The following is a 9645-nucleotide window of genomic DNA, read 5'->3' on the forward strand; positions in this document are numbered from 1 at the left end:
GTTCGCGCCGCTGGAAAGCTGACCGTATGTCAGAATTCATCCCCCGTTCACGAAGAGCGGCGTCCGGGCCGCGGACAAGGGCCGGTAATGCGGGGGAAGGTTTGGGCCAGGTGGTGAAGGCGGTTTAATGCCGCCGCAATCGTGCCGCTCGTGATCATGTAACAACGGGACAGCAGACTGGGCGTCATGAGCGATGCACCGAAGGTAGTTCGTCCACGTGCCGAGGCCCGATCCTGGGGGCGGGAGCTCGTCGAGCTGGCCGCCCTGTTTCTCGCGGTCGGCCTGGCGCACCTGCTCGCGACCCTGCTCGGCCACGAGGATCCGGGTCCCGTCATCCTGGTCGGGCTGGGCGTGGCGTTGATCGTCGGAGCCATGGTCCACAAACGGCTCGGCCGCCGTCCCAGGCGGGGCACGCCGGCGCTGCCCGTGGAGGACGGCGCCGGGCGGCCCATGGCGTTGTGGCGCATCCGCATGCGGGTGGTGGAGCGGCCGGGGAGGCTGGCCACCGTGGCGGGGGCGTTCGGGCGGCTGGGGTGCAACATCCTGGCCCTGCACATCGCCCCGACCGGGAGCAGCGCCATCACCCCGGCCGGGTGCGACGCGCTCGACGAGTTCGTCATCGAGGCGCCGCGCGACCTGGCGCTCGACGTGCTGGCCGGGGCGCTGGCCGAGGCGGGCGGGCAGGACGTGGTGATCGTGCCGGCCCAGGTGAAGGACCTGACCGACCCCGGGGTGCAGGCGCTGGTGCTGGCGCAGCGGGTCGCCGCCGATCCCGACCGGCTCCCGGAGGCGATGGCCGAGCTGCTGCGGGTCGCCCGGGTGGAGTGGCGGCGGCCCGGCGACACCGTGGAGGAGGGGGCCGGGCTCAACACCACCATGGTGATCTCGGTGAACCCCGATCGGGCGCTGCTCGCCCGCCGGCCCGAGCTGCCGTTCACGCCCACGGAGGCGGCCAGGGCGGCGGCCCTGACGGCCGCCGCCACCCACGCCCGTTACAGCGCTAGCGGTAGCCCTTGGACAGGACCTCCTGGGTCTCCCGGGTGATCCTGGCCGCCGGCTCGGGCGCGAGGGCGGTGCGCGGCGGGCGGCAGGCGCCGCCCTTGCGGCCGGCCAGGTCCATGGACAGCTTGATGGACTGGACGAACTCCGTCTTGGAGTCCCAGCGCAGCAGGGGGTGCAGGTCGCGGTAGAGAGGCAGGGCCTTGGCGACGTCCCCGGCGACGGCCAGGCGGTAGAGCTCGACCGTGGAGCGGGGGATCATGTTCGGGTAACCGGCGATCCAGCCGACCGCGCCGGCGATGGCCAGCTCCAGCAGGACGTCGTCCGAGCCGATCAGCAGGTCGAGGCCGGGCGCCTGCTCGGCGATCTCGTACGCCCTGCGCACGTCCCCGCTGAACTCCTTCACCCCGACGATCAGCCCCTCCTGGTGCAGCTCGGCCAGCAGCGCGGGGGTCAGGTCCACCTTCGTGTCGATCGGGTTGTTGTAGGCCACGACGGGCAGCCCGGCCTTGGCGACCTCGCGGTAGTGGCCGACCACGGCCCGGCGGTCGGCGCGGTAGGTGTTCGGGGGCAGGAGCAGCACCGAGGAGGCGCCCGCCTCGGCGGCCTGCTCGGCCCAGCGGCGGGACTCGGCGGCGCCGTACGCGGCGACACCCGGCATGACGTGGAAGCCGGCCGGGGCGGCCTCGACCGCGGTGCGCACCACGCGGGCGCGTTCCTCGTGGGTGAGCGTCTGGTACTCGCCGAGCGAGCCGTTGGGGCACACGCCGTCGCAGCCGCCCTCGGCCAGGAACCGTACGTGCTCGGCGTAGCCGTCGTAGTCCACCGACAGGTCGTCGTTGAAGGGCAGGGCGGTCGCGACGTGCACGCCGTGCCATACGGGGGCGGTCATGCTCTCTCCTTGGTCCAGTTCTCCAGGCCCGTGGCGTCGATGGGCAGCGCGGCGGACAGGATCTCCGCGCCGTCCCGCGTCACGAGCAGGTCGTCCTCGATGCGTGCGCCGATCCCGCGCAGCTCCGGTGGCACCGTGCGGTCGTGGGCGTGGAAGTACAGGCCGGGCTCGACGGTCAGCACCATGCCGGGCGCCATGCGGGCGCCCTGGTAGGCCTCGTGGCGGGACTGCGCGCAGTCGTGCACGTCCAGGCCGAGGTGGTGGCCGATGCCGCAGATCAGGTAGCGGCGGTGGTGCTGGCCGGTCTCCGACAGGGCTTCGTCAACCGACACCGGCAGCAGGCCCCAGTCGTGCAGGCCGCGCGCGATGACCTCCATGGCCGCGTGGTGGAAGGCGGTGAACGGGCGGCCCGGCCGCACCTCGGCCAGCCCCGCCCGATGCGCGCGTTCCACCAGGTCGTGGACCTGCCGCTGGGCGGGGGAGAAGGCGCCGGAGGCGGGGAAGGTGCGGGTGACGTCGGCGGTGTAGTGGCCGCGGGTCTCGACGCCCATGTCGAGCAGCAGCAGTTCGTCCGGCAGGACGGGGCCGTCGCAGCGTACCCAGTGCAGGGTGGGGGCGTGCGGGCCGCTGCCGACGATGGAGGCGTAGCCGGGGCCGTTGCCGTGCGTGCGGGCGTACCGGTCGAAGGTGCCCTGGAGCCAGCGCTCGCCCCCGCCCGCGATCGCGGCGGGGAGTTCGGCGAGCACGGCGGCGAAGCCCTCGACCGTGCGGTCCACGGCCTCGCGGAGCTGGGCGATCTCCCACTCGTCCTTGATCATGCGCAGCTCGGACAACACCTGCCGCGTCTCCGGCGACTCGGCGGGCAGGGCGCCGTCGGGCGGGCCCGCGTAGCCGGGGAGCGGCAGGACGTCGACGCCGAGGGCGGCCGACCACTCGGCGAGCGACGGCGACGGGCCGACCCACAGTTCGCCGTAGGCGGCGTCGGCGTAGAAGCCGGTGTCGCCGGGGCGGGCGGGCGGCGGCAGGTACAGGGTGGCGTCGCCGTCGCGGACGACGGCCACCGCGTTCTCCGTCGCGCAGCCGGTCAGCCAGTAGAAGTCGCTGTCCACGCGGAAGTCGTAGGCGGTGTCGTTGGAGCGGGTCGGGGCGCGGCCGGCGGACACCACCACGGTCGCGCCGGGCAGCGCCTCGGCGAGCCTGGCGCGGTGGGCGGCGGCGGCCTCGGCGGCGCCGGGGACCAGGCCGGGGGTGCGGGCGGGGGAGTCCCAGCCCTGGGCGATGTACTCGGTGAACGCGGGGATCTCCGACAGCCTGGGCAACTTGCCGTCACTCACCGGTGATTCCTCCTCCTATGTCATGGATGAGCTGGGTCAGGCGGGCGAAGACGCGGTCCTCGCCGATGCCGTCGTGCTCGTACTCGTTGGTGACCCAGGCCTGGGTGTTGCCGACCTTGGCGGCGGTGTCCAGCTGCAGGCCCGAGTCGACGTACATGTCGTCGAAGTAGACGGCGGCGGCCATCGGCACGTCGTTGGCGGCCAGCCGGTCGAGGTCGTAGAGCGGCGGCCAGGCGTCCCGCTCGGCGAGCAGGCCGACGGCGCCGCGGAAGGGGCGCAGCGCCCTGATCTCCTCGAACATCCAGGGGTACATCATCTCGCCGGTGAACAGCAGCGGCCTGGCGTCCTCGGCGAAGGCGGGGTGCAGGGCGCGCTCCCGTTCTGCCGCCCACGCGGTCGCGCCGGGACCCGAGCCGTAGATGCTCTCCTGGAGCGCGGCGAACAGCGGGTTGTCGGCGTAGGAGGAGCGGGTCAGCACCTGGTGCAGGAACGTCTCCGGCAAGCCGTCGGATTCGTCGAGCAGCCAGTGCATGCGCTCGTAGCCGGGCTTCATGCCGAAGTCGATGCCGAGCGACTGCAGCCGCCGTACGGTGAGCGGGTCGCCGTCGGGCAGCAGCACGCCGCCCTCGGCCAGCCGGTCGGCCAGCCGCGCCGTCGTCTCCGCGTGGTGCGGGTAGCGGCGGTAGAACTCGGCGTTCTTGGCCGCCACCCGCGGATACGTGCGCCGGTAGACCTCCGCGGCGTCCGGGTCCAGCGACGGCAGGCCGCCCGCCACGTAACAGGCGCTCAGCCCTTCTGGCGCCTGCGACAGGTACGTCAGCGTCAGGAACCCGCCGTAGCTCTGCCCCAGCGTCGACCAGCGCCGCCCCCCGAACACCGTCCTGCGCAGGTGCTCGGCGTCGGCCACGATCGAGTCCGCGCGGAAACGCGCCAGGTAGCCGGCGCCCTCCTCCGCCCCGAACGCGCCCATCACCCGGCCGTCGACGCGCGAGCTGCGGCCCGTGCCCCGCTGGTCGAGCAGGATCACCCGGTACGTCTCCAGCGCCCGCCCCAGCCAGCCCGACGTGCCCACCGGCCGGGGCCCCTTGCCGCCGGGCCCGCCCTGCAGGTAGAGCAGGCACGGCAGGTCCTCGCCGTCGCGCGCCGGATCGACGAGCTCGCGGGCGAACACCGTGATCGTCGCTTCCGGGTCGGACCAGTCCAGCGGCACCCGCTCGACGTGATCGCGGACCCGCATCCCGGGAATCGTGTATGTGGCGGTGATCAAGACCTCTCCCTCCTGCGGCGATCCCACTCCGGGTTGATCCGCGGGATGGCCGCCAGCAGCGTGCGCGTGTACTCGTCGCGCGGCTCGCCGAACACCTGCCCGGCCGGGCCGAGCTCGACGATCCGCCCCTTGCTCATGACCGCGACCCGCTGCGCGATCTGCCGTACCACGGCCAGGTCGTGGGCGATGAAGACGTAGCTGAAGCCGCTCTCGCGCTGCAGGCGCCGCAGCAGCTCGATCACCTGCGCCTGCACCGACACGTCCAGCGCCGAGACGGCCTCGTCGCAGATCACCAGCTTCGGGTTGACGGCCAGCGCGCGGGCGATCCCGATGCGCTGTGCCTGCCCGCCGGAGAACTGCGAGGGGTAGCGCAGCGAGTGGTCGGGGTTCAGCCCGACCCGCTCCATCAGCTCCTTGGCGTGCGCCCGGCGGCTGCCGTTGGGCGCGATGCCCTGGTAGACCAGCGGCGCCATGAGGATGCGCTCGACCGTGTGGCGGGGGTTGAGCGAGGAGAACGGGTCCTGGAAGACGACCTGGACATTGCTCCTGAAGCGGGCCAGCGCGGCACCCTTGGCATGGGTGACGTCCTCGCCCTCGAACTCGACGGTGCCCTCGGTCGGGTCCATCAGCTTGGCGATCATGCGGGCGGTGGTGGACTTGCCGCTGCCGGACTCGCCGACCACGGCCAGCGTCTCGCCCAGCCGCACCTCGAAGCTCACCTGATCGACCGCCGTGAACTCGGCCTTGGCGCCCAGCGGCCCGCGTGAGACGAACCGCTTGGTCAGGTTCTCGGCCCGCAGCAGAGTCATGCCGTCACCTCGCCTTCCACCGAGTCGTCGATGCGCGGGATGCTCTCCAGCAACATCCGGGTGTAGTCGTGGCCGGGCTCGGCGAAGATCTGCTCGGCGGTGCCGTACTCGACCTGCTCGCCCTGCCGCATCACCAGCACGCGCGTGGCGATCGAGCTGATCACGGCCAGGTCGTGCGTGATGAACACCATGCCGGTGCCGCTCGCCACCCGCAGGTCGGCCAGCAGGCGCAGGATCTGCGCCTGCACGGTCACGTCCAGCGCCGTGGTCGGCTCGTCGGCGATGAGCAGCTTGGGCTCGCACACCAGCGCCATGGCGATCATGATGCGCTGCCGCTGCCCGCCGGAGAACTGGTGCGGGTAGTAGTCGACGCGCCGCTCCGGCTCCGGCAGGCCCACCTGGTGGAGGGCCTCGATCGCGACCTTGCGCGCCGCCCTGCGGGAGCGGTCGCGGTGCGCGCGGTACATCTCCTCGATCTGCAGCCCCACCGTGTAGTACGGGTTCAGCGACGACAGCGGGTCCTGGAAGATCATCGACATCTGGTCGCCCCGCAGCCGCCGCAGCTCCCGGTCGGGTCGGCCGAGCAGTTCGGTGCCGTCCAGCCGGACGCTGCCGCTGGTCCTGGCGCCCTTGGGCAGCAATCCCATGATCGCCAGGCTGGTCATCGACTTGCCCGACCCCGACTCGCCGACGATCCCGACGGTCTCGTCCCGGCCGACGGTGAAGGAGACGTCCTTGACCACGTCCACCGGGCCGCGCGCGGTCGGGAAGGTGACGGTGAGGTCCTGCACGACAAGCAACTCGCTCATTTGGCCGTGATCCTCACTCTCGGGTCCAGCGTCGTGTAGACGAGGTCCACCACCACGTTCCCCACCACCACGAAGAACGCCGCCAGCAGCGTGACCGCCATGATCACGGGCTGGTCGTTCTTGGCGATGGAGTCGGCGGCCATCTTGCCGACCCCGTTCAGGCCGAACACGGTCTCGGTGATCAGCGCGCCGCCCAGCAGCGCCGCGAAGTCCATGCCGAAGATCGTCGCGATCGGCGTCAGCGCCGGCCGCAGCGCGTGCCTGCGCATGGTCAGCGCCGGGCTCAGGCCCTTGGACCTGGCCGTGCGCATGAAGTTCTCCGCCAGGGTGTCGATCACGTTGGCGCGGGTGAGCCGGGCGTACAGGCACGCGTAGCCGGTGGCCAGCACGATCCACGGCATCAGGTACGACTGGAACCACACCACCGGGTCGTCACCGAAGGCCACGGCCTGCGGGAACGGCAGCACCTGCAACTGCACCACCAGCACGTACTGCAGCGCCAGCGCCAGCACGTAGTTGGGGATGCTGGAGCCGCCCAGAGCCAGCCCCATCGCGGTACGGTCCCACCAGGTGCCCTCCTTCACCGCGCTGAGCAGGCCGGCGAGGATCCCGAGGAACAACCACAACACCGCCGCCCCGATCGCCACCGTGGCGCTGACCGGCAGCCGCTCGACCACCATCTCCATCACGGACTGGTTGGTCTGGAAGCTGTAGCCCAGGCACGGCGCGGAGCAGTGGATCAGGTTCGCGCCGTGGCCGTAGTCGCGCCCGGCGAAGATGCCGCCGAGGAAGCCGAAGAACTGCGTCAGGAACGGCTGGTTCAGGCCCAGCACCTCGCGGATCTGGTCGATGCGCTCGGCCGTGCACGTCTTCCCGCAGATCATGACCGCCGGGTCCGGCTGCAGCGTGTAGAACAGCATGAAGGTGAACAGGCACACCAGGAAGAGGATCAGCACCACTCCGGCGAGCCGTCCGGCCACGTAACGCGCCATCAGGACGCCTCCCCCGCGTCGAAGGCGGCCCGCAACCGGTCGCCGAGCACGGTGAGCGAGAGCACCGTGAGGAACAGGAACAGTCCGGGGATCGCGAAGTACATCGGATCGACGGCGTACCAGCCGACCGAACTGGAGATCATCTGACCCCACGACGGCGTGGGCGGGGCCACACCGACGCCCAGGAACGACAGGCCCGCCTCGGTGCCCACGTAGCCGGGGACGGCCAGCGTGGTCATCACGATCAGGGAGCTGCGCAGGTTCGGCAGGATCTCCTTGAACACCAGCGCCCCCGTGGAGGCGCCGGAGGCCCGCGCGGCCTCCACGAACTCCCGGTTGACCAGCGTCATCGTCTGCCCGCGCACCACACGCGCCAGGTACGGCCAGCCGAACACGCTGATCACCACGACCAGCAGCACCGGCCGGTTCCCCTGGGGCAGCGCCGACAGGATCGCGATCATGAAGATGAGCGCGGGGAAGGCCATCAGGAAGTCCATGACCCGGCTGATCACCTGGTCCGCCCAGCCCTGGTAGAACCCGGCGAGCATGCCCAGCACCACGCCGAGCAGCGTGGTGAGCGCGGTGGCCGCGAGCGCGATGAGCAGCGAGACGCGGGCCCCGTACGCGATGCGCGCCAGGATGTCGCGGCCGTTCTGCGGTTCGACGCCGAGCAGGTGGTCGGCGCTGATCCCGCCCAGCGAGCCGTGCGGTATCCCGCCCAGGTCGGTGTTGACGGCGGCGGTGTCGAAGTCGTTCGGGCCGTGGCCGGTGATCGCGCTGATCAGCGGCGCGCAGATCGCCATCAGCACGATCAGCGTGAGGTACGCGGTGCTGAGGACGGCGGCGCGGTCGCGTAGCAGCGCGTTGACCACGCGCCGGCCCGAGGTGGCGGGCACGCCCGCCACCTGCTGGGGAGGAGCGGCGACGGTCATCTACTTCGTCGGCTTCGCCAGTCCGACGGAGACCAGGTCGATGCCGCCGGAGTACGCGTTGGACATGTAGGCGCCCGCGATGTTCGTGCCGACGAGCAGGGTCAGCTTCTCGTAGGCCAGCGGCACGATGGGGGCGAGCTTCATGATCTCCTTGTCCAGCTCGCCGTAGGCCGCGTTGGCCTGTTCCACCTCCGCCATGTCCGCGATCTCGTCGATGCGCGCGTTGATGCCCTTGTCGTTGATCTGCGCGAGGTTCGCGTTGCCCTTGGCGGTGATGTTGCGGCCGTCGAACAGCGGCGGCAGGAACGTCGCGCCGGAGGCCCAGTCCGGGCACCAGCCGGTCACGGCCATGTCCTTCTGCTTCGCCGGCGTGCCGATGACCTCGTAGAACGTGGAGGTGTCGACGTTGTTGATCTTGACGTCGATGTTCACCTGCTTGAGCGCCTCCTGGATCGCCACCGCGACCGCTGACATCTTCGGCACCGGCCGGGTGTCCAGCTCCAGCGAGAAGCCGCCCGACAGGCCGGCCTCGGCCAGCAGCTTCTTGGCCTGCTCGACGTTGTACGGGTACGGGTCGTAGTCCACCCGGCCCGCGACCGTGGGCGGCTGGATCGAGGTGCCCTTGGCCGCCAGCGTCGACCCGCCCATACCCGCCACCACGGTGTCCTTGTTGACCGCGTAGTTGATCGCCTGGCGTACGCGCACGTCGCCCAGGTACTTCTTGGTGGTGTTCAGGCTCATGTAGGTCGTGCAGCCGTTGAGCCCGGACAGCGTGCGCGCCTTGATCTGCGGCGTCTGCGCCCGCGCCACGGCCGCGGCCTGGAGGCTCGCGGCGATCGCGTCGGTGTCGGCGCCCTGCCCGGCCAGCATGCGCTCGTCCATCGTGGCCGGGTCCAGGCCGAACGTCCACTCGAAGGCGTCCGGCTTGGCCGCGCGGACGGTGTCGGTATCGGCCTTCCACCGCGGGTTGCGCACCAGCTTCAGCGACGCGTTGCGCTGGTAGCTCGCCACCTTGTAAGGCCCGCTCGCGATCGGCTTGGTGTCGAACGCCGCGGCCGCCCCGGTGCCCTTGGGGAACGGGGTGAAGTTGCCCAGCGCCAGCGCGCTCGGGAAGTCGGCGAAGGGCTTCTTGAGGTGGAAGACGATCGTCTTGGCGTCCGGTGTCTCGATCGTGTCGAGATCGCCCGACTCGTAGGGGCCCTTGTAGTCCTTGGGCGCGTCCAGCAGCAGCTTGGCGTACGGCGAGCCGATTCCCGCCTCCGGGTCGAAGGCCCGCGAGATGCCGAACTTGACCGCCTCGCTGTTGATCGGCGTGCCGTCCTCGAAGAACAGGTTGTCCTTGAGCGTGTACGTCCACGTCTTGGCGCCGTCGGACGGCTTGCCCGTGTCGGTGGCCAGGTCGGCGACGATCTTCGTGCCGTCGGCGTTCGGCCCCGCCGCGTCGAACATCGTCAGTCCCCGGTAGATGAGCCGGTAGAAGTTGTTCACGCCGCCGTCGAAGCCCCGGACCGGGTCCAGGTGGGAGAAGTCCGCGTTGGCCAGGACGCGCAGCGTGCCGCCCGTCGCGGGTGCCGCGGCCGGCCCGCTCGGCGCGCCGCCGGCGGGTCCCGC

Annotated in this window: 9 protein-coding genes; 1 reads left to right on the forward strand and 8 read right to left on the reverse strand. The window is 71.2% G+C overall.

Features of this window, described 5'->3' with window-relative positions; all coding sequences use genetic code 11:
- Positions 1-186 precede the first annotated feature (186 nt).
- On the forward strand, positions 187-1044 hold the full coding sequence (locus ACFPZ3_RS32515) for an ACT domain-containing protein (protein WP_379518117.1): 858 nt from the start codon (positions 187-189) through the stop codon (positions 1042-1044).
- Here ACFPZ3_RS32515 and ACFPZ3_RS32520 read toward each other — a convergent pair.
- The 8 genes from ACFPZ3_RS32520 to ACFPZ3_RS32555 form a co-directional block, all read right to left on the reverse strand.
- On the reverse strand, positions 1001-1891 hold the full coding sequence (locus ACFPZ3_RS32520) for a dihydrodipicolinate synthase family protein (RefSeq protein ID WP_379518118.1): 891 nt from the start codon (positions 1889-1891) through the stop codon (positions 1001-1003). The genes ACFPZ3_RS32515 and ACFPZ3_RS32520 overlap by 44 nt on opposite strands.
- The gene (locus tag ACFPZ3_RS32525; RefSeq protein ID WP_379518119.1) at positions 1888-3225 is read right to left on the reverse strand and encodes an aminopeptidase P family protein; all 1338 of its coding nucleotides are present in this window, start codon (positions 3223-3225) and stop codon (positions 1888-1890) included. The genes ACFPZ3_RS32520 and ACFPZ3_RS32525 overlap by 4 nt, the downstream gene beginning before the upstream one ends.
- Positions 3218-4492 (reverse strand): alpha/beta fold hydrolase, encoded by a 1275-nt coding sequence (locus ACFPZ3_RS32530; protein WP_379518120.1) that lies wholly within the window; start codon positions 4490-4492, stop codon positions 3218-3220. The genes ACFPZ3_RS32525 and ACFPZ3_RS32530 overlap by 8 nt, the downstream gene beginning before the upstream one ends.
- Positions 4489-5301 carry an ATP-binding cassette domain-containing protein gene (locus ACFPZ3_RS32535; protein WP_379518121.1) on the reverse strand — a complete coding sequence of 271 codons (813 nt, stop codon included), beginning with the start codon at positions 5299-5301 and terminating at the stop codon, positions 4489-4491. The genes ACFPZ3_RS32530 and ACFPZ3_RS32535 overlap by 4 nt, the downstream gene beginning before the upstream one ends.
- Positions 5298-6110 (reverse strand): ABC transporter ATP-binding protein, encoded by an 813-nt coding sequence (locus tag ACFPZ3_RS32540; protein WP_379518122.1) that lies wholly within the window; start codon positions 6108-6110, stop codon positions 5298-5300. The genes ACFPZ3_RS32535 and ACFPZ3_RS32540 overlap by 4 nt, the downstream gene beginning before the upstream one ends.
- Positions 6107-7102 (reverse strand): ABC transporter permease, encoded by a 996-nt coding sequence (locus ACFPZ3_RS32545; RefSeq protein ID WP_379518123.1) that lies wholly within the window; start codon positions 7100-7102, stop codon positions 6107-6109. The genes ACFPZ3_RS32540 and ACFPZ3_RS32545 overlap by 4 nt, the downstream gene beginning before the upstream one ends.
- Positions 7102-8034 carry an ABC transporter permease gene (locus tag ACFPZ3_RS32550; protein WP_379518124.1) on the reverse strand — a complete coding sequence of 311 codons (933 nt, stop codon included), beginning with the start codon at positions 8032-8034 and terminating at the stop codon, positions 7102-7104. Before ACFPZ3_RS32550 ends, ACFPZ3_RS32545 begins: the two co-directional genes overlap by 1 nt.
- Positions 8035-9645 (reverse strand): ABC transporter substrate-binding protein (locus ACFPZ3_RS32555; RefSeq protein ID WP_379518125.1); only part of this gene is annotated, 1611 nt, incomplete at its 5' end.

Source organism: Nonomuraea insulae, from assembly GCF_042656245.1.